A 19,235-nucleotide genomic window follows, 5' to 3' on the forward strand; every position below is an offset into this window, starting at 1 on the left:
AAGTTACGGGGAATAATCTAGTTTACCACATTAAAAAAACTATAAGTTTTTACTTTAACATTTTATTATTTTAATTCAATCTAAATTTAGTTTATCTTCGCATAGAATTAGAATAAATCTAAATAATCTGATGGGAGAAAAAGTCAAAATTGCGAAGGAGAAGTTCATCTTAAAAAAGAAAGAATTTGTAACACCACATCTTATTCGCGTTTATTTAGAAAATGATGATGTTTCTTTTTTTGAAAATACTACAATAGGAGGAACGTGTAAATTATTATTTCCTCCGCTTGGAATCCGAGATATTCATTATGCAGAGTATGACGATGAAAATAAAAAATGGATTTCACCATCAGAAAAGTTCAAACCTGTTTCCCGTACCTATACTTTACGTAATATAGATACAGAACATAATGTGATTGTAATTGATATCGCAAATCATGGACTAAACGGACCAGGTTCTCGTTGGGCAAATGAAGCGAAAGTTGGAGATATGATTGGAGTTTCGATGAAGTCGAAAAAGAAGGAATTGGCTCCTAAAACGGATTTTATTTTTCTGGCAGCTGATTTAACAGGTTTACCTGTTATTTCTTCAATTATAGAATCTTTACCTGCAAAAACGCATGGAGTTGTTTGCGTGGAAGTCCCAACAGAAGACGATATTCATAAAATAGAAACGAAAGCGAATTTAGAGTTTAAATGGATTGTGAATCAGAATGTAGGAAGTGGAACAGCTTTGTACAGTTTGACTAAAAATCAACAATTTCCGAAACGAAAAGAAGGAAAACGTTTTGCATATGTCGCAGGCGAATCGAAATCTGTTAAGGAAATTAAATCATTTTTTAAAGATGATTTAGAATGGAAAAAAGACGAATTTTATTGTACATCGCATTGGAAAGCCGGTAAGGCAGAGAAAAATGCATTAGAAGATTGTCACAATAAAATAGAACAAGAATTGTTGGTAAGAGTTTTCTAAAAACAAGAGGGATATTTACAAAAAAAAGCTTCATCAGAAATGGTGAAGCTTTTTTATTTCTTATATTTAGTATCTAATTCAATTAAAATGAAATACATATTATTGTTATTTCTCTCAATTTGTTCTTTTGCTCAAGATAAATTTAAAGTAGAATATGAACGAAGATATTTTATTTCTTTAGATGATCCGAATCCTGAGTCAAAGAAGCTGAGAGAAGAAATGTTTTCTAAACCAAAATACATTGCTTTATCTGTTGATGCGAACCAATGTCTTTCCCAAGAAGTAGAGCGAGTAGATAATTCTCAAGGGCCAAAATATTCGATGAAAGTAATTGGTGGTTACAAGGATTTAGAAAGTTTTTATGATTTTGACAATAATACAAAAACAATTAGGAGAGAAATGGATTCAAAAATCTATAACATTTCAGATTCTATTACAACATATAAATGGAATATAACACGAGAAACCAAAAAGATAAAAGGCTACGATGTAAGAAAAGCAATAGTTGTTGATGCTAATTTTAGCATAGAAGCGTGGTATGTTCCTACGATAAAATCGAAATGTGGACCAGAAGAATATAATGGTTTACCGGGCTTATTATTAGAATTGAAAAGAACATCTTTGAAAGATGAAAATCAATATACGACTTATAAATTAGAATCAATTTCGATTGATAATAAATTAAAATTACAAAAGCCAAGTAAAGGAAAAGTAATTTTGTTATCAGAATTTGAAAAACTAGAAGGAGAATATTATCAAAAAATACAAGAAAATATCAATAAAAACAGAGGAGTTGACAGAGGAGATTAAAATACAAAAACGGCTTAATTTTGAGCCGTTTTTCCAGTTATTGCATATCCATTATTCGCATTCCGCCTCTTTCTCGTCGATCTCCACGGTTTGCCGACTTTCCTCCAAATTGGTTGAGGTTAAATGTTAGGGAAAACATCATAAAGCGTGTTAAGATGTTATTACGTTCATCGCGAATATATTCATCAGAAATTGTACGTGTAAAACTGTTATTTTGATTTAATACATCATAAATCTTTATCCCTGCTTCTAGTTTATCATTGAAAAAACGATACATTAAACTGGTGTTCCATAAAAAGAAATCACGTTTAAAGCCAGCTGCCATTCTCGAATTGTAATTGTAATTAAAGTCATTTGTCCAGCTTAGATTTTTAGGCCAGTTCGCAATTGTTCTTATTCCGAAATTATGCGTGATATTATCTTGCCCGTCAATTTGATAATTCTTGTACTTGGATTTTGTAAAATTTAACCGATACGAAGGTGAAATTGTTAAATAATCTCCATAATCCCAATTCAGTCTTAGGGTTGGAGAAAGAGTCGTGTTATACGATTCATATTTTTGGTTGTCATTAAAACCTTGATTTAATCCGTAACTTGCAGAGACTCCCAGGTTCATTCGGAATTTATTCATTCCTTTTTGGTATTGTTTGTTGAACGATAAATTCCCATTCAATCTGTAATTTCCTGTAATATTTTCGTAGGTAATAGTTCTGGTCAAATTCTCATCAGTTACGATAGCATTCACAATACTGGATTCGTTGTACGTGTAATTAAGAAATGCATTAAATCCCTGGCGTGTTTTACGATCAAAATTTCCAAACATCATACTAAAACTATGTGCTTTGTTCGGATCAAGATTAGGATTTCCAGTTATTGTACTGGTAAGAGAAGATTGATCTTCAATGGCTAGTAATTGACTGGCAGAAGGTAAACTTGTGTTGTAGTTGTACATCAACATCAACGAATTATTTCCTTTTTGATAACGAATGTTCCCTTGTAATTGAGGCAGCGTTTTGTTTACAGTCAAGTTTTCAACACTTGTTTTATATTGACCAAAATTATCCTGGTTATAAATATTTGCACCAACTTTTACAGTTGCCGAAAGTTTCGATTTATCCAGCAAAAACTGAGCATATGGGTTAAATAAAGTAGATTTAGTTGTAAATAACCTTGTCAAATCACTGTTTACCTCATCAAATTCTCCTGTAAGTTCGTTGTAGTTTAATGAATAGTTATTGGTTTCCGAATCAGTAATGTCGTAAGAAGACCCAACGGAAACCTTGATAGAATCTGTTACAGGTAAGGTATATTTTAAATCAAAAGTATAAGAATTATTTTTTGAATTATTTTTTGAATTAACATTACGGTTTGTATCAGCTCTTGTTCCGTCATAAAAAACGGCACTCGAAATTTCACGTTGATCAGTGTTTGTTGCTGAAACAGAGATTCCTGAGTTAAAATCTAAATATGAGCTATTTCCGAATTTTTGATTGATTGATAACTGATTTCCAAATGTATTCGAATTTGATTTTGAATGAATGTTTTGGTCAGTTTGATTTTTAAGAACACCATCCTGATCAATACTTTCACCGTCACCAATTTTAGAGGATGTAGCAGAAGAATTGTTAAAAGTTGGATAAACGTAAATTTTTGTGTTCTTGTTTGTCCATTCTAAATTTGTTCCAAAATTATGTCCGTAATTTTCAGTTTTCGAATTTGTATTTGATGTTGTTGTAAAGGTATTATTAGGGTTAAGATTTTCTTGAAGTGTAAAATTTTCATTCTTATTGTAAGAATGATTCAATCGGTAATCAGCACCAATTTTTAGTTTTTCACTCAATTGATCATTGTAATTTAAACCAATTGAAGTATTGGTGGTTATTCCGTCCGAGCTTCTTCGTCCCATTCCTCCACGGCCACGAGAACCTTCACCGTTTACCATTCCGGAAGAGGCAATATCTGTTGAAGAACCAATTAAACTTATTTTCTTTTTACCTTTAAAATAATTGGCCATTAAGTTGCCTTCATAATGATTATCGGTACCATATCCTGCAGATGCTTTTAGCATATATCCTTTTTTCTTATCTTCTTTTAAGGTTATATTCAAGGATGATTTGTCTGATTTTGAACGCTCTCCTGAAAATTTTTCATTTTTTGTTTTGTAATCAGAAACTTGTATTTTATTGATAATATCTGCAGGTAGATTTTCTAAAGCAACTTTTCCATCTGTACCAAAGAAAGGTTCTCCATCAATTAAAATTTCGTTGATATCTTTTCCATTTACGGTTATTTTACCACTTTCGTCCATCTCAAAACCAGGTAATTCTTTCAGGAGTGTTTCCAGGTTAGCGTTTGGTTTTACTTTATACGAGTCTGCATTATATTCAATTGTATCCTGCTTTATAACAATAGGTTCTACATTGGTTACAAGGACTTCGTCCAAATCATAGATCATAGGATTGATGATAATTGTTCCAAGATCAATGGAGTGTTTAATGGATTCAAAATTTTGTTTAAAAATACCTTCTAAAGCATCATCAATAATGAGATATACAGGGTTTTGTTGAGTAGAAATTTCTAATTTAAAAACTCCTGAAGCATCCGTCTTTGTAGTAGAAATTTTAGTCGAATCGGATGTATTTCCTAAACTAACTTCAACATCAGTCAAAGGAAACTGAAGTACATCAGTCACTTTACCGGTCATCGTAATTTTTTCTTGAGCGAAGGATAATATCGTTACGAAACTAAAAAGAAATGCTAGAATATATTTTGTCATATGATGAATTGATTTCTTCACCTGTTAGACATCAAATTTTGAGCAAAGTTTAATGTTGATTAAAGTTTTTTCCAGCTTTTATCCGAAATCTTTGAAATATCAATATCTGATGTCGTAATAAAAAGCGGTGTGATTTTTACAACACGTTTTACTTGGGTTGTTTTCAGGTTAGATTCCGGGCAATATGTTTCAAGCAATACAATAGTTTCAGCATTTGATGAATTGGATTGGTACAGTGTTTTTTTTATCTTTTTATCTATTTTCCAATCTGTACAACTTCCGATACTGAAATATTCGAAGGTTAAGAGCGGTATTAAACCAATGATAATTCCAAAAACAAATTTCATGATATTCATAAAACTCCATCCCTCTTTCTTTTTTATTGAGACAAGAAAAATAATGTAAATACTAACTGCTGCTACAAAAGTTAATATTTTAGGGAATAATTTGGAAAACTGCTGATTAGCGAATTCTAAACTGATAAAGTCTCCAATCAGAAAGTACCCAATAAACCATATAATAAAAATTGTACAGATGATTAAGATAATGTTTCGAAGAGTTTTATTCATTTCGCTTTAAGGTTTGTGTGGTATAAATATAAAAATATTCCTGTCAATAGACAGGAATACTCGTACTAAAATAGATTTATTTATAAGATTTCAATAAATTCTCTAAAATTTCGCAAGCACATTCAGCCAGATTAGTTCCTGGTCCAAAAATTGCATCTGCACCGTTTTGGTAAAGATAATCATAATCTTGACGAGGAATAACTCCTCCAACAACAATGTAAACATCATCTCTACCAAGTTCCTTTAGCTGTTTCACAACTTCCGGAACCAGTGTTTTATGTCCCGCAGCTAATGAAGAAATTCCTAAAATGTGAACATCATTCTCTACGGCTTGTTTTGCAACTTCAGCAGGTGTTTGGAACAATGGAGAAATATCCACATCAAATCCCATATCCGCAAATGAAGTTGCCACAACTTTAGCTCCGCGATCGTGACCATCTTGTCCCATTTTTGCAACCATAATACGTGGACGGCGTCCGTCTTCTTCTGCAAACTCGTCTGCTAAATTACGAGCTTCTTCAAATTTATTCATCTTACCGGCTTCCATAGCATAAACTCCTTGAATTCCTCTTGTAATTGCTTTATGGCGACCAAAAACAGTTTCTAATGCATCAGAAATCTCGCCTAATGTTACACGACGTCGGGCTGCTTCAATAGACAAGGCTAATAAATTACCCTCTCCGGTTTCAGCAGATTTTGTTAATTGTTCCAATATCTCTTGAACAGCATCACTGTTACGTTCTGATTTGATTTGATTTAAGCGATCAATTTGTTTTTGACGCACAGCAGTATTGTCAACCTCTAAAATATCAAATTCTTGTTGTTCTAATTTTGAACGATAAGCATTTACTCCTACAATAGCTACTTCTCCCGAATCAATTTTCGCTTGTTTCTTAGCGGCCGCTTCTTCAATCCGCATTTTCGGAATTCCTGCTTCTATTGCTTGTGTCATTCCTCCTAGTTCGCGAACTTCCTGAATGTACTCCCAAGCTTGATTCGCCATTTCATTCGTCAAAGATTCAATCATAAAACTTCCTCCAAAAGGATCTGCAGTTCTACAAATTTGTGTCTCTTCTTGCAAAATGATTTGAGTATTACGTGCAATACGAGCAGAGAAGTCTGTAGGCAAAGCAATGGCTTCATCCAATGCATTCGTGTGTAGAGATTGTGTTCCGCCTAAAGCAGCAGCTAATGCTTCAATCGCTGTGCGGCCAATATTGTTATAAGGTTCCTGCTCTGTTAAACTCCAGCCTGAAGTTTGACAGTGCGTTCGTAACATCAACGATTTTTTATTTTGAGGCTCAAATTCCTGCATTAATTTTGCCCATAACATACGGGCTGCTCTCATTTTTGCAATTTCCTGAGGGAAATTCATTCCGATTGCCCAGAAAAATGATAATCGAGGTGCAAAATCATCTACTTTCAGTCCGGCTTCCAGCCCGGTTTTTACATACTCATAACCATCAGCCAAGGTATAAGCCATTTCCAGAACAGGTGTCGCTCCGGCTTCTTGCATATGATAGCCTGAAATTGAAATGGAATTAAAACGAGGAATATATTTAGAGGTGTATTCGAAAATATCTGCAATGATTTTCATAGAAGGAGTTGGTGGATAAATATAGGTGTTACGCACCATGAACTCTTTCAAAATATCATTCTGAATGGTTCCTGAAAGTTGTTCTTGCGAAACTCCTTGCTCTTCTGCAGCAACAATGTAGAATGCTAAAATAGGAAGAACAGCTCCGTTCATTGTCATGGAAACGGAAATTTTATCCAACGGAATTTCATTGAACAAAATTTTCATATCTTCGACAGAATCAATAGCAACACCTGCTTTTCCCACGTCTCCAACAACGCGTTCGTGGTCTGAATCATAACCACGGTGAGTTGCCAAATCAAATGCGACAGAAAGACCTTTCTGCCCGGCGGCTAAATTTCTTTTATAGAAAGCATTCGATTCTTCTGCAGTAGAAAAACCGGCATATTGACGAATTGTCCATGGTTGACGTACGTACATTGTCGTGTATGGTCCTCGTAAATATGGAGCAACTCCCGGAAGAAAATTAATTTGTTTCAGATCTTTTACATCATCGTAATTGTAATCACTTTTAACTTGTAAACTATCTAATTCAAATGACTCTATTTGTGATGGATTAGAATTTAGATTTCGTTTAAATCTTAAATTCGAAAAATCTGTTCTGTGATTCATCTTGCTAAGATAAATAATTATCGATTAGATTTTATAAAATAGCTTTTTTTTGAAAACTCTTTTTCAACTTTTTTATCAACAAACATTCAAAATAGAGATGAATTATTGTTTTTGGTAGAATTATTGATTATCAATAAATTAAAAACGCACAAAAAATAGTTATTATGAAATTAGAGTTTAGTAACAAAAATATTCCTGAAATTCTAGGTGAATTTAAGGATAAAAATACCTTCGAATGGCAAGATCATATTTTTGAGCTGATGGAAAGAATGGATCAAAAAGAAGAGATTGTTAATTTTCATTATTTGCGGGAAGATAATATTTATGTTTCCAATTTTAGCCACCAGTTTGTCAATGCAAGTTTTCAATCACTGAACAAATTTTTAGGATTGAAAAGAGGTGATTCTGCTCTCTTAAATTCATCAGTCTTAGAAAACGAGGGAGAAATTTCGTTGGTTCAAGCGATAGAAGGAGGATTGGATTTATATTGTCACGAAGATGCGGATAAAGTTAAAATTCCATTAACAGGAGATGGTCAAGATGAGATAGGTTATGCATTAAATTATGCCTATTTAACAAAAGACCAATTGGAAAATTCTTTTTCAGATTTGGCTAGGATAGAAAAGGTAGCGATAGAAAGTGATACTTTATCTTCCGGATTAATTCAGAAATTAAAAGAGCAAACTAAAACGAATTTTTATCAAGTATTTACAGCAAATGGATTTCCGGTTGCTGTAAAAAAAATAGATGAAAATGAATATACTGTTTTAGATAAGGTTGAAATATCAGAAGATGAAAAAGGTAATTTAGTCTTGAATTCTCCATATGAAACAGAAACACTTAATCTGTATAGACAAGCAGTTATTTCTGATGATCAACGAAAATTTAGATGGATCTCCGGAAACGAATGCAAGCTGAACGGAAGACAGGTGGTAAATTTGGAATTGATTGAAGAAAAATTAAAACCATATATTGAGTATAACTTTATTGTGATTGCTTTCCCCAAAAAAGGAAGCAATGAAGATGTCATTTCTTTGGTAATTGAGAGTCGTTTTGCAGAGCATGTAGATATTCCGAAAAGAGAATTACAACCGGACGAGATTCCGCAGCAAACATTTTTCATCGGAGATTTTCCGAAAAGTAACGACAAAGCTGCAATACGAGCAGAATTGATCCGGTTATTAAATGAAACGAATGAAAATACTTAAAATAAAAAGACGGTTACTACCCGTAGTAACCGTCTTTTTATTTTAAGTAATACACAACACTAGTATTGAATATCAATTAAAGATTTTAATGGAATTAACACTCCATTCTTTATTTGTAAAAACTTATCTGTGACAGACCAAACCGTTGTCTCTATTTTTTTAGGACCTTGATCCGTTTGGAATGTAATATACGCTTTTGATTTGAATTCGTTTCCTAGTCTAACAGCCCCATATAATTTATTTACTTCTACCGTAACTTCGTCTTTTGGCGCGTCTAAAAATTTATAGTTTCTTACTTCTTCTTTCTCTATAAGTTCTGCTTTCATCATTTTTTTAAATTTTGGTTAATTTAATTTTTCCGTAACACGAGTATGAAATTAATCATATTTTTCAATAAACCATAACTTTCGTCATATTTTTTTGAACTTAATTAGAATTATTCAAAATACAGACCAAAATCAATTTATTACATTAAAATTTGATTAGAATTTATACTTTTCTTCAAAATATAAATCTGAAATATTACTAAAGAAATCACTAAATTTGCAGAATGTCAGACGAAAAGAAATTTAAATCCGGTTTTGTAAATATCATAGGGAATCCAAATGTTGGAAAATCTACCTTGATGAATGTATTGATGAAAGAACGTCTTGTGATTGCTACACATAAGGCACAAACAACACGTCATCGTATCAAAGGTATTTTGACAGGAGAGGATTATCAAATTGTATTTTCAGATACTCCCGGAGTTTTAGATCCGGCGTATGAATTACAATCAAAAATGATGGATGCTGTAAAAGAATCATTGGTAGATGCCGATGTTATTCTTTATGTGGTAGAGATTGGAGAGAAGCGTCTGAAAAATGAAGACGTTTTTGAGCGTCTGCAAAAAACGTCTACACCAATTATTTTATTATTAAATAAGATTGATACCGTGACACCAGAACGTTTGAATGAAGCAGTAGAATATTGGCATGAATTATTACCGAAGGCTGAAATTCTTCCAATTTCTGCAAAAGAAAATGTGAATTTAGATTTATTGATTAATAAAATAAAAGCAATTCTTCCGGAAGGTCCCCAGTATTATCCGGAAGATCAGTTAACAGACCGTTCAGAGCGATTTATTGTAAATGAAGTAATTCGTGAAAAGATTTTATTGAATTATCAAAAAGAAATTCCCTATTCTGTAGAGGTGGTGACAGAACGTTTTAAGGAAGATTTAAATTTAATTTCGATTGATGCTGAAATCTATGTAGAACGCGATTCTCAGAAAGGAATTATCATTGGACATAAAGGCGAATCTTTATCGAAAGTAGGAAAAGAAGCGAGAGAAGAATTGGAAAAATTCTTTGATAAAAAAGTTTTCTTGAAGCTTTTTGTGAAAGTACGCAAAGATTGGAGAAGTAAAGAAAATGACCTTCGTCGTTTTGGTTATTAAGAACGAATAAAAAATACTTAAGTCTTGAGAAATCAAGGCTTTTTTTATGGATAGACATTTTTTAATCGTAGATTTATAGAACAGAAAAATGTATTAACGAATTAAATTATGGCTAAAATATTATTTCCAACAGACTTTTCGGAAACGGCAAACAATGCTTTTTTATATGCGTTAAATCTTGCAAAAGTACTCAAGACTGGGATCAAATTAGTTTCGGTACAATCTAATCTTAAAAATTATCTTGATGTAACTGAAGCTAATTTCGAAAATTACATCAATCAACTGAAAAATATAGCACAAGAGAATAACCTGGAACATGTAAAAATAGACAGTTCATTGGTTGTTGGAGACTTATTGTTAATGTTATTGGATATTATCAACAAAGAGGACATACAATATGTAGTGATGGGAACAAACGGACAAACAAGTTTAGGAAAAAAGTTTTTTGGCTCAAATACGGTCAATGTCATCAACAATTCGCCTGTTCCTGTGTTAGTAGTTCCAAATAAGGTAAAGTTTAAAGAAGAAAGAAATTTTGCATATGCGACATTATTCAATCAAAAAGAAACAAAAGCTCTGACGCAAATGGCGCAAATCACAAAACGATACGATAAATTGTTGAACATTGTCCATGTAGACGATAAGTCGATTACGCCCGAAATGTTAAGTGTGAAAAAAGAATGGGAATCTGATTACCCTGAAGCGTTGATTACGATAGAACCGAATAAAGATGTAGAAGGAGGATTAATTAATTATTGTGCAAAGAATAATATTGATGTTTTAGGAGTCGTTCACCGTGAATTATCTTCTTTTGAAAGATTGTTTACAATCAACCACAGCCAACGTTTATTATCGAGTGCTAATGTTGCTTTGTTGGTGTTTCAGGAAAGCAAATAGCTAAAAAGTATAAAGCATTTAGCGGAGAAGTCTCCGCTTTTTTTGATTGGCTAAATTCTTGCGCCATTTTTTAAAATATTTTTATGACGGAACTTCAGAAAATACAAAATCTCAAAAAGCACAAAGCAATTGCAACGGGGTTATTCATTTTAATGGCTTTCATCTATTTTTTGATGGTTTATTTAAGTCAGCATTCATCAGCGAAATGGATTGGTTATGTGGAAGCTTTTGCAGAAGCTGCGATGGTAGGAGCGCTTGCCGATTGGTTTGCCGTTACAGCTTTATTCAAGTATCCGCTTGGTCTTAAAATTCCGCATACAAATCTTATTGAAAATAGTAAAAATGCAATTGGAGATAATTTAGGACAGTTTGTAACAGGTAATTTTCTGACACCGGCAACAATACGTCCGTATATTGAAAAATTGGAAGTTGTAAAATATGCTGCGGATTGGTTGAACAGCTCAACTAATCAAGAGATGCTGCAAGAAGAATTAATCAACTTTTCCAAAAAGATTGTCAGAGATTTAGATGATGAGGATGTGGTGAGATTCATTACCTTGAAAGGAGATGAAATTCTAAAGCAGTTTAATCTTCCGGAATTGGTTTCATCAAGTTTAGAATATATTTTAGAAAAGGAAAAACACGATGATATTTTAGAAGCCATTATTCCGAAGGCAAAAGAATATATACTTGAAAGTGATTTAATCATAAAGGATAAATTGAATGAAAAACACCCGGTGATTTCATTTTTCGCAGGTAAAAGAATTTCAAAAGGAGTAGTGGAAGGTGTGGTGAGTTTCTTGGATGAGGTAGAAGAAGATAAAGAACACCCTATTCGTCATTCTATTGAAAGAATTATCATAGAAAATATTCAGAATATAAAAGAATCTCCTGAATGGAAATTGAGGTTAGAGTCTCTTCGGGATGACTTTATCACAAAAGAACGCATGAATGATTATGCAGCAGATTTGTGGCAAGCTATAAAGCTGAACCTTACAGAAAGTTTTGATGATGAAAATTCTGCGATGCAATTGTATATCAGGAAGAATATCAAAAAATTAACTGAAAATTTAAATGAAAATCAGGAAATGATTGCTAAAATAAATGGTTGGGTACGTCATTTTCTTTACCGAATGATTTTAAGAAATGTGAAGGAAGTAGAAGGTTTAATTAGCTCTACTGTGGATAAATGGGAAGGGAAAGAGTTGAGTGAAAAACTAGAGTTAGAAGTAGGAAAAGATTTACAGTTTATTCGCATTAACGGAACGTTAGTAGGAGGACTTGTGGGGTTGGTCATTTATACCATTACCCAATTGGTTTTTCATTAGAATAAAAAAAGCTCGAGATCATCTCGAGCTTTTCCATATAATTGTCTAAAAAATTATTTTACTAAATTTAGTTTTTCGTCAGCTTTCCAGATTCTATACTCCAAAGTATATCCTTTAGGAAGGTAAACGATGATTGGTAATTTACTGTTGTAACGAGTTTGCAATGATTGTGCATGAACAATTTTTTCGACAGACTTATTATCAAAACATCCCATCAACGTTCCTCCAACGTTACCGTTCGATTCAAAATCATAATAATCATATCCCCAACCATCTACTGTTTTTTGTTCAAAACCTCCGGTTAAAAAGAAATTATTACATGAATCGACCATGGTTTTTTTACCTGCAAAAATTTCTACTTTATAATTGTCTTCATTAGGCAATGTTTCAAGCGTAATAATTTTCTGCTCATATCCCTTTTTTGCTTTCGGATACATTGAATAATCTGTTTTACTGTTTTTCTGAGCAAATGATACCATTGCAATAAATAAGGCTAAAACGCTAAATACTTTTGTCAGTTTCATACTAAATTGATTTGTTTATTTTCTTACTAGTAAGATGCTCTACATGAAGGAATGGTTGCGTGGAGAAATGTTAAATATTTCTAAAACCTTAGCAGAAAGAAAGAGTCCTTCTTTTTAAGATGTTTTACAATCTTTGTACCTGATTAATTAAAGTATTGAAGATAAGGTAGTAGCTCATCTGTTTTTCAGTTTCAACTTCTTTTTCAATTCGTGCTATGAGTATTTTGTTTTTTGAACTGAAATTTTTTCATATCTTTTTCTTCGAACGATTTAAACCTATTATTATTCATTATTTGTAAATCTGTGAATTATTATCAAACATTTTCAATACGATAAGTAGTGAGTATAGACTGTGATGTACAAAATCTATTGTAAAGCATAATTACAGTGCATGTTTTAATTCTGTGTCGGACTATACTATTCTTGGAAAAATATAGTATAGTTGAAGTAGATGATTATATTTTGGATATAATCCGAATAATAGTCAATCGGTAGTTGTAAGAATAAAAAAAGACAATCAATTGATTGTCTTTTTTGCTCCTCCTCTTGGGCTCGAACCAAGGACCCTCTGATTAACAGTCAGATGCTCTAACCAACTGAGCTAAGGAGGAAAATCCGATATTTTAAAATATTATTTTTAAGTCTTTGTTTGACGTTTCACTAAAAAAGCTCCTCCTCTTGGGCTCGAACCAAGGACCCTCTGATTAACAGTCAGATGCTCTAACCAACTGAGCTAAGGAGGAATGTTGCTTAATTGTGGGTGCAAATATAATAGTATTTTTTACACCCACAAAAAATATTTTAATTTTTATTTAAAAATCATATTTACAATATCGTTTCCGAAGATGAAGACCATTAAGCCTAAGATAATTACGACACCAACCATTTGCGCTTTCTCTAAAACTTTTTCACTTGGTTTTTTTCCTGTGATCATTTCATAGATGGCAAAAACAGCATGTCCACCATCTAAACCAGGAATTGGTAACAAGTTAATAAATGCTAACCAAGCAGAAATCATTGCTGTAAATGACCAAAAGAATAACCAGTTCCATTCTGTTGGCATTTGTTTTACCATTCCAATAGGACCTGCTACTTGTTTACGTCCATCTTTTACTTGAAATAATGTTCCAATTCCACGGACTTGTGTTGCAATTGCTTTAAAAGGTTCTGTGATTCCCATAGCAATACCTTCTCCAATTGTGTAGTCTTCACGAGAAATTAAAGACTCTGTATATGAATTAGAAACTGAAAAACCAATTGTTCCATCTTTTCCTACATTTACCATCAATTCTACAGGTTCACCTTTTCTTTCAATACTTAAAGAAGTTGTTTTCCCTTTGTATTCATTCAATTTATTTTTTAAATCAGTGTATAAAGGTGTTGTAAATCCATCGACAGCAATAACTTTATCATCTTTTAATAAACCTGCTTTTTGTGCTGCACTGTTATCAAGTACAGAGTCAACAACCGGAATTATCTGTGGTTTAAAGAATGTTCCTTTTGCATTTAATATTTCAGTTCTAAAATCTTCTGTAATAGGTAAAGAAACTTCTTTCCCTTGGCGTTTTACATCTAAAGTTTCTCCGCCTAATAAAGCTTCTTTTCCAATTTCTTGTAACGATTGGTATTTAACACCATTTACCCCAACAGGAATATCACCATGTTGCAAGCCAAATTTAGTTTGAGTTGAATTTGTTTCAATTCCGTATTGCATTTTACTTACATCAACAAAGCTTTTCCCTTGAGAAATAAAAAGAATGGCATAAATAATCATGGCTAAGATGATGTTTACAATAATACCACCTAACATAATGATTAATCTTTGCCATGCTGGTTTTACACGAAATTCCCATGGTTTTGGTTCTTGTTTCATCTGTTCCAAATCCATACTTTCGTCAATCATACCGGAAAGTTTTACATAACCTCCAAGTGGTAACCAACCGATACCATAAACAGTATCACCAATTTTCTTTTTCCAAATGGCAAATTTCACATCGAAAAAACAAAAGAAACGTTCGACACGAACGCCAAACCATCGCGCTGTTACATAATGTCCAAGTTCGTGCAACATTACCAATAGCATCAAACTAAGCATTAAAGTAGCTATCTGTATTAACATATTATTTTAAATTTGATTATGTTCTAATTTTTAAATGACTACAAAATTAATTGTTTTTATTTACCGACAAGGTTTATTTTTTCCATTCTAAGGTTTCTAACAATTTTTTTACATCTTTTTTAATGTAATCAACTGCAGGTGCTAAAGAATCGGGCTTTGGTTGGGTTTTAAAATACACTGAACCTGCTAAAAAATTCGCTGTACTGTCTGTTGCATGGAATTGAATATTAATGGCAGATTCTCCACCTAATTCATATAAGGTACCAAATACTTTTTTTTGAGGAAAAGTAAATTCTTGCGGAGAAATAAAACTTGCTTTAACCGTCTGTTCTTGTACAAAGCTTTCACTTTCTTTAATCTGAATGATTAAATCTTGTGGAGATTTTACCGGAAAATAGGTCAGGTAAATTGTCGCTTTCATTTTTGGGTAAACAATATTGAACGAATTTGATTTCTTTCCGGGAATTACTTTTCCAAAAGTTGAGTACTGAAATGTATAAGGGACATTTTCGGAGAATGACAAATATGTTTGTTGCGGATATTCGAGGCGGACCTGTCCCAAAGGTTTAGCAATATCCTCGCCTTTATTGCACGACATAAAAAAAATAGCACTACTACCTAATGCTATTATAGTTTTAAAATTCATTGTATGATGTAAAACGTTAAGTTTTTTAAAATTCATTTAAATTTTTTAATTTCTAAAAAGGCAAATCATCTTCCCCTTCATCAATAAACGGAGGTTCAACAATTGGTGTGTTTGGTTGACTTTTATTCTGTTCATTTTGCATAGTTTGTCGCTGTTCGTTGTCAATCTTTGGAGTTAAAAACTCAATTGAATTTGCAACAATCTCCGTTGTGTAACGAGTTTGTCCATTGTCATCCCATTTGCGCGTTTTGATACGTCCTTCAACAAAAACTTTATCTCCTTTTTTCAGATAACGATCACATAACTCTGCCAGTTTATTGCGTGTCACAATATTGTGCCATTCTGTTTCTGTGATTCGCTCTCCTGTTCTTGAAATGTAAGATTCTGTTGTTGCGATAGGAAATCGTCCGATACAGTTTTGTTCATCAAAATGATGCAATTTTACATCATCGCCTAAATTCCCGATTAAAAGTACTTTATTTGTTGTCCCGTTCATAGTGTAATAGGTTTTAGTGGCTTGTAATATACAAAGTTAATCCAAATAATGTTTAGTTATAAATTTTTCTATTGGTTTTGGAAACGGATAATGCTCGAAATCATGTAAAGAAATCATTTCAAAATCATTTTCTGTTCTCAATATTGTTATTTCTTTTAAAGATACATTTAATTTCCAATATTTTATAAATAAATTTTGATGCGATAAAATGTGTTTCTCCTCATCAAGAAAAGAAAGTCGATTTAATAGTCCGTTCTCCAGAACCCAACCCTTATCTAATAAATCTGTCTCGGTTTCTATTTTTGGAAAAGTATACAAATTTTTCCAAACATCGTTTCCGGTTCGTTTAGACAAAGCAATTTTAGTGTCATTCTCGATAATGATAAAATGTAAAAAACGGTTGGAAACTTTTGTCTTTTTGAGTTTGACAGGAAGTTCGTTTACGTTGTTCAAACGCAAAGCTTCACAAGATTCATTTAGTGGACAATGGTCACATTTAGGTTGCTTTGGAGTACAAATAGTAGCGCCCAAATCCATTACTGCCTGATTAAAATCACCCGGTCGGTTTTTATCTATTACTTCTAACCCTAAATCCCAAAATATTTTCTTCGTTTTTGGCGAACTTATGTCATCATCAATATTAAAATAACGTGCAAAAACACGAAACATATTCCCATCAACAGCCGGTACAGCTTCATCGTAAACAATAGAGGCAATTGCAGCTGCAGTATAATCCCCAACTCCTTTAAGTTTTTTCAGGTCCTGAAAATTTGAAGGAAACTCACCATTCAATTTTTGTGCAATCATCTTGGCAGTAAAATGCAAATTTCTGGCACGAGAATAATAACCTAATCCTTGCCAGAGTTTTAAGACCTTTTGTTCATCAGCATTTGCCAAATCGAAAATAGTCTCAAATTCTTGTGTAAAATTATTGTAAAATTTCATACCTTGGTCAACCCTTGTTTGTTGGAGAATTATTTCCGACAACCAAATGCGAAATGGGTCTTTTGTATGACGCCAAGGTAAATCTCGTTTATTTTTGTCAAAATATGACAAAATCAGATAGTTGAAGTTCATAAAAACTAGTAAAATGTTTTTTTGTTGAGATACAATCGTTATATTTGCACCCGCTTTCAAATTTAAGAATAATAAGAGGAATTATGACAAAGGCAGAAATAGTAAATAACATTTCAGGTAAATTAGGACTTGAAAAGAGCGATACTCAAAGAGTGGTAGAATCGTTTATGGAGGAGGTGATTAAATCATTAGTAGAAGGAGAAAATGTATACTTAAGAGGATTTGGATCTTTTACTATTAAAACTAGAGCTGAAAAAACTGGTAGAAATATTACAAAAGGGACTTCTATTATCATTCCAGCTCACAACGTTCCTACATTCAAACCAGCTAAAACTTTCATCGAAGATGTAAAGACTAGCGAAGCAAACGTAATCAAATAACAATAAAATAATTGTATCATGCCAAGCGGAAAAAAACGTAAAAGACATAAGGTAGCGACGCATAAACGTAAAAAACGTCGTCGTCTTAACAGACACAAAAAGAAAAAATAATTAATAGCACACTATTAATAATTTTAGTCTTTTTACAAGATAGCACTTTTCAATGGAAATTTTGGAAAGTGCTTTTATCATTTTTAAAAACATAATTTTTTGATGAGTAAAGAATTAGTGATTTCAGCCTTAGCTGATCAAGTACGCATCGCAGTTTTAGATGAAGGTCGCCTGATGGAATTTCATCAAGATACTGCAAATGATGGCTTTGCAGTTGGCGACATTTACTTGGGTAAAATCAAAAAATTAGCTCCTAGTTTAAATGCAACCTTTGTTGATATAGGTTATTCAAAAGATGCGTTTTTACATTATCATGACTTAGGTCCACAAGTACGTTCATCAAATGTTTACAACAAAATTGTAGCAAATGGAACGTACAAAACCGAAAAATTGAAGAACTTCCGTATGGAAAAACCAATTGATAAAGATGGTCAGATTACTGAAATCTTTGCTCCCGGTGATTCCGTTTTGGTTCAAATTACAAAAGAACCAATTCATACGAAAGGACCAAGAATTACTTCTGAAATCTCAATTGCCGGTCGATATTTGGTTTTAGTTCCTTTTTCGGAGCGTGTTTCGATTTCACAAAAAATCAAACAAAAACCTGAACGCGATCGTTTAATCAAAATTTTGGAAGGATTAACACCAGAAGGCTTTGGAGTTATCATCCGAACAGTCGCTGAAGATAAAAATGCTGAAGAATTGCAAGCGGATTTGACATATTTGTTGAACAAATGGACTCAAGTTTTTAAAAATCTTCAGAAAAAGAAAGCTCCATCTAAAATTCTTAGTGAAATGGACAGAGCTTCTTCTATCTTGAGAGATAATTTTAATGATGATTTTGTTAAAATTTCTGTAGATGATGCTGAATTAGCAGACGAAATGCGTGAATATTTGGAAGTCATTGCACCGGATAAAGTAAATTTGGTGAAAGAATATGAAGATCCATTTGTTCCAATTTTCGAAAAGTTTAATGTTGAAAGACAAATTAAACAAGCTTTTGGTAAAACGGTAACTATTCCACAATCTAAAGGGGCTTACCTTGTGATTGAGCATACAGAAGCGTTACATGTAATTGATGTGAATTCGGGAAATATTTCTCGAAACTCTAAAAATCAGGAAGATTCGGCTTTTGCGGTTAACAAAATTGCTGCTTCTGAAATTGCACGTCAGTTACGTTTACGTGATATGGGAGGAATTGTTGTGGTCGATTTTATTGACATGACAGATGCAGAACATAAAAAAGAATTGTTTGAACATCTGAGAGCCGAAATGTCGAAAGACAAAGCAAAACATAAGATTTTGCCACCAAGTAAATTTGGATTGATTCAGATTACAAGACAGCGAGTTCGCCCAGAGGTGAATTTTATTACAACTGAAGAAAATCCGAACCAAGAATCGAATGAAATAGAAGCTCCTATCGTTACAATTGATAAAATTGAACAAGTGCTCTTGAATATCCTTGATAGAAAAGATAAGGATTTACGAAAAATGTCATTGCATGTACATCCTTTCGTAGCAGCTTATTTGCAACATGGATTGCCAAGCATTCAGATGAAATGGTTTTTTAAGCATAAAAAGTGGATTAAGATTGTACCAAGAGATGCGTACAAATACTTACAATTTAACTTCTTGGATAAAGATCATAATACACTTTACAACGAATCAAATTAA

General features: G+C 32.7%; 17 protein-coding genes and 2 tRNA genes. 8 read left to right on the top strand and 11 right to left on the bottom strand.

The window, feature by feature from the left end; all coding sequences use genetic code 11:
- Positions 1-130 precede the first annotated feature (130 nt).
- Together H277_RS0110930 and H277_RS0110935 are read left to right on the top strand one after the other, a co-directional pair.
- Positions 131-973 carry a siderophore-interacting protein gene (locus tag H277_RS0110930; protein WP_019975637.1) on the top strand — a complete coding sequence of 281 codons (843 nt, stop codon included), beginning with the start codon at positions 131-133 and terminating at the stop codon, positions 971-973.
- Between the two features lie 87 nt (positions 974-1,060).
- Positions 1,061-1,783 carry a GLPGLI family protein gene (locus H277_RS0110935; RefSeq protein WP_019975638.1) on the top strand — a complete coding sequence of 241 codons (723 nt, stop codon included), beginning with the start codon at positions 1,061-1,063 and terminating at the stop codon, positions 1,781-1,783.
- Between the two features lie 37 nt (positions 1,784-1,820).
- On the opposite strand, the gene H277_RS0110940 is transcribed toward H277_RS0110935, so the two are convergent.
- From H277_RS0110940 to scpA, 3 genes are all read right to left on the bottom strand, one after another.
- Entirely contained in the window at positions 1,821-4,559 is a 2,739-nt protein-coding gene (locus H277_RS0110940) for an outer membrane beta-barrel protein (RefSeq protein ID WP_019975639.1), read from the bottom strand.
- Positions 4,560-4,618: 59 nt separating this feature from the next.
- Positions 4,619-5,128, bottom strand: coding sequence for a hypothetical protein (locus tag H277_RS0110945; protein WP_019975640.1), 510 nt, complete (start codon positions 5,126-5,128; stop codon positions 4,619-4,621).
- A gap of 76 nt (positions 5,129-5,204) precedes the next feature.
- Positions 5,205-7,337, bottom strand: coding sequence for a methylmalonyl-CoA mutase (gene scpA / locus H277_RS0110950; protein ID WP_019975641.1), 2,133 nt, complete (start codon positions 7,335-7,337; stop codon positions 5,205-5,207).
- Positions 7,338-7,501: 164 nt separating this feature from the next.
- Between scpA and H277_RS0110955 the strand changes: the two genes are divergently transcribed.
- Positions 7,502-8,545 carry a hypothetical protein gene (locus tag H277_RS0110955; RefSeq protein WP_019975642.1) on the top strand — a complete coding sequence of 348 codons (1,044 nt, stop codon included), beginning with the start codon at positions 7,502-7,504 and terminating at the stop codon, positions 8,543-8,545.
- A 59-nt stretch (positions 8,546-8,604) separates the two neighbouring features.
- On the opposite strand, the gene H277_RS0110960 is transcribed toward H277_RS0110955, so the two are convergent.
- Positions 8,605-8,874, bottom strand: a complete 270-nt coding sequence (locus tag H277_RS0110960) for a hypothetical protein (RefSeq protein ID WP_019975643.1) — start codon at positions 8,872-8,874, stop codon at positions 8,605-8,607.
- A gap of 221 nt (positions 8,875-9,095) precedes the next feature.
- Here H277_RS0110960 and era point away from each other — a divergent pair, with 221 nt between their 5' ends.
- From era to H277_RS0110975, 3 genes are all read left to right on the top strand, one after another.
- Entirely contained in the window at positions 9,096-9,983 is an 888-nt protein-coding gene (gene era / locus H277_RS0110965; protein ID WP_019975644.1) for a GTPase Era, read from the top strand.
- A gap of 108 nt (positions 9,984-10,091) precedes the next feature.
- The gene (locus tag H277_RS0110970) at positions 10,092-10,880 is read left to right on the top strand and encodes a universal stress protein (RefSeq protein ID WP_019975645.1); all 789 of its coding nucleotides are present in this window, start codon (positions 10,092-10,094) and stop codon (positions 10,878-10,880) included.
- 83 nt (positions 10,881-10,963) lie between these two features.
- The gene (locus tag H277_RS0110975) at positions 10,964-12,208 is read left to right on the top strand and encodes a DUF445 domain-containing protein (RefSeq protein ID WP_019975646.1); all 1,245 of its coding nucleotides are present in this window, start codon (positions 10,964-10,966) and stop codon (positions 12,206-12,208) included.
- 53 nt (positions 12,209-12,261) lie between these two features.
- Here H277_RS0110975 and H277_RS0110980 read toward each other — a convergent pair whose 3' ends face one another.
- From H277_RS0110980 to mutY, 7 genes are all read right to left on the bottom strand, one after another.
- Positions 12,262-12,732 (bottom strand): ecotin family protein, encoded by a 471-nt coding sequence (locus H277_RS0110980; protein ID WP_019975647.1) that lies wholly within the window; start codon positions 12,730-12,732, stop codon positions 12,262-12,264.
- A gap of 537 nt (positions 12,733-13,269) precedes the next feature.
- Positions 13,270-13,343 (bottom strand) — tRNA-Asn (locus H277_RS0110985).
- Between the two features lie 58 nt (positions 13,344-13,401).
- Positions 13,402-13,475, bottom strand: a tRNA-Asn gene (locus H277_RS0110990).
- A gap of 65 nt (positions 13,476-13,540) precedes the next feature.
- Positions 13,541-14,851 carry an RIP metalloprotease RseP gene (gene rseP / locus H277_RS0110995; protein ID WP_033422669.1) on the bottom strand — a complete coding sequence of 437 codons (1,311 nt, stop codon included), beginning with the start codon at positions 14,849-14,851 and terminating at the stop codon, positions 13,541-13,543.
- Between the two features lie 73 nt (positions 14,852-14,924).
- Positions 14,925-15,533 carry a gliding motility lipoprotein GldD gene (gene gldD, locus H277_RS0111000; protein ID WP_019975649.1) on the bottom strand — a complete coding sequence of 203 codons (609 nt, stop codon included), beginning with the start codon at positions 15,531-15,533 and terminating at the stop codon, positions 14,925-14,927.
- Positions 15,534-15,549: 16 nt separating this feature from the next.
- Complete coding sequence (locus H277_RS0111005; protein WP_019975650.1) at positions 15,550-15,993, bottom strand: single-stranded DNA-binding protein; 444 nt, start codon at positions 15,991-15,993, stop codon at positions 15,550-15,552.
- A 36-nt stretch (positions 15,994-16,029) separates the two neighbouring features.
- Positions 16,030-17,049, bottom strand: a complete 1,020-nt coding sequence (gene mutY / locus H277_RS0111010) for an A/G-specific adenine glycosylase (RefSeq protein WP_244874889.1) — start codon at positions 17,047-17,049, stop codon at positions 16,030-16,032.
- A gap of 104 nt (positions 17,050-17,153) precedes the next feature.
- Between mutY and H277_RS0111015 the strand changes: the two genes are divergently transcribed.
- Together H277_RS0111015 and H277_RS0111020 are read left to right on the top strand one after the other, a co-directional pair.
- On the top strand, positions 17,154-17,450 hold the full coding sequence (locus H277_RS0111015) for an HU family DNA-binding protein (RefSeq protein WP_019975652.1): 297 nt from the start codon (positions 17,154-17,156) through the stop codon (positions 17,448-17,450).
- Positions 17,451-17,663: 213 nt separating this feature from the next.
- A complete protein-coding gene (locus H277_RS0111020; RefSeq protein WP_019975653.1) occupies positions 17,664-19,235 on the top strand; it encodes an Rne/Rng family ribonuclease in 1,572 nt (523 codons plus the stop codon).

Source organism: Empedobacter brevis NBRC 14943 = ATCC 43319 (genome assembly GCF_000382425.1).
GTDB classification, from domain to species: domain Bacteria; phylum Bacteroidota; class Bacteroidia; order Flavobacteriales; family Weeksellaceae; genus Empedobacter; species Empedobacter brevis.

Bases quoted from the DNA above. Each gene is read 5' to 3' on its own strand.
- H277_RS0110930 (WP_019975637.1), top strand. From the start codon at position 131: ATGGGAGAAAAAGTCAAAATTGCGAAGGAGAAGTTCATCTTAAAAAAG.
- H277_RS0110935 (WP_019975638.1), top strand. From the start codon at position 1,061: ATGAAATACATATTATTGTTATTTCTCTCAATTTGTTCTTTTGCTCAA.
- H277_RS0110940 (WP_019975639.1), bottom strand. From the start codon at position 4,559: ATGACAAAATATATTCTAGCATTTCTTTTTAGTTTCGTAACGATATTA.
- H277_RS0110945 (WP_019975640.1), bottom strand. From the start codon at position 5,128: ATGAATAAAACTCTTCGAAACATTATCTTAATCATCTGTACAATTTTT.
- scpA (WP_019975641.1), bottom strand. From the start codon at position 7,337: ATGAATCACAGAACAGATTTTTCGAATTTAAGATTTAAACGAAATCTA.
- H277_RS0110955 (WP_019975642.1), top strand. From the start codon at position 7,502: ATGAAATTAGAGTTTAGTAACAAAAATATTCCTGAAATTCTAGGTGAA.
- H277_RS0110960 (WP_019975643.1), bottom strand. From the start codon at position 8,874: ATGATGAAAGCAGAACTTATAGAGAAAGAAGAAGTAAGAAACTATAAA.
- era (WP_019975644.1), top strand. From the start codon at position 9,096: ATGTCAGACGAAAAGAAATTTAAATCCGGTTTTGTAAATATCATAGGG.
- H277_RS0110970 (WP_019975645.1), top strand. From the start codon at position 10,092: ATGGCTAAAATATTATTTCCAACAGACTTTTCGGAAACGGCAAACAAT.
- H277_RS0110975 (WP_019975646.1), top strand. From the start codon at position 10,964: ATGACGGAACTTCAGAAAATACAAAATCTCAAAAAGCACAAAGCAATT.
- H277_RS0110980 (WP_019975647.1), bottom strand. From the start codon at position 12,732: ATGAAACTGACAAAAGTATTTAGCGTTTTAGCCTTATTTATTGCAATG.
- rseP (WP_033422669.1), bottom strand. From the start codon at position 14,851: ATGTTAATACAGATAGCTACTTTAATGCTTAGTTTGATGCTATTGGTA.
- gldD (WP_019975649.1), bottom strand. From the start codon at position 15,533: ATGAATTTTAAAAAACTTAACGTTTTACATCATACAATGAATTTTAAA.
- H277_RS0111005 (WP_019975650.1), bottom strand. From the start codon at position 15,993: ATGAACGGGACAACAAATAAAGTACTTTTAATCGGGAATTTAGGCGAT.
- H277_RS0111015 (WP_019975652.1), top strand. From the start codon at position 17,154: ATGACAAAGGCAGAAATAGTAAATAACATTTCAGGTAAATTAGGACTT.
- H277_RS0111020 (WP_019975653.1), top strand. From the start codon at position 17,664: ATGAGTAAAGAATTAGTGATTTCAGCCTTAGCTGATCAAGTACGCATC.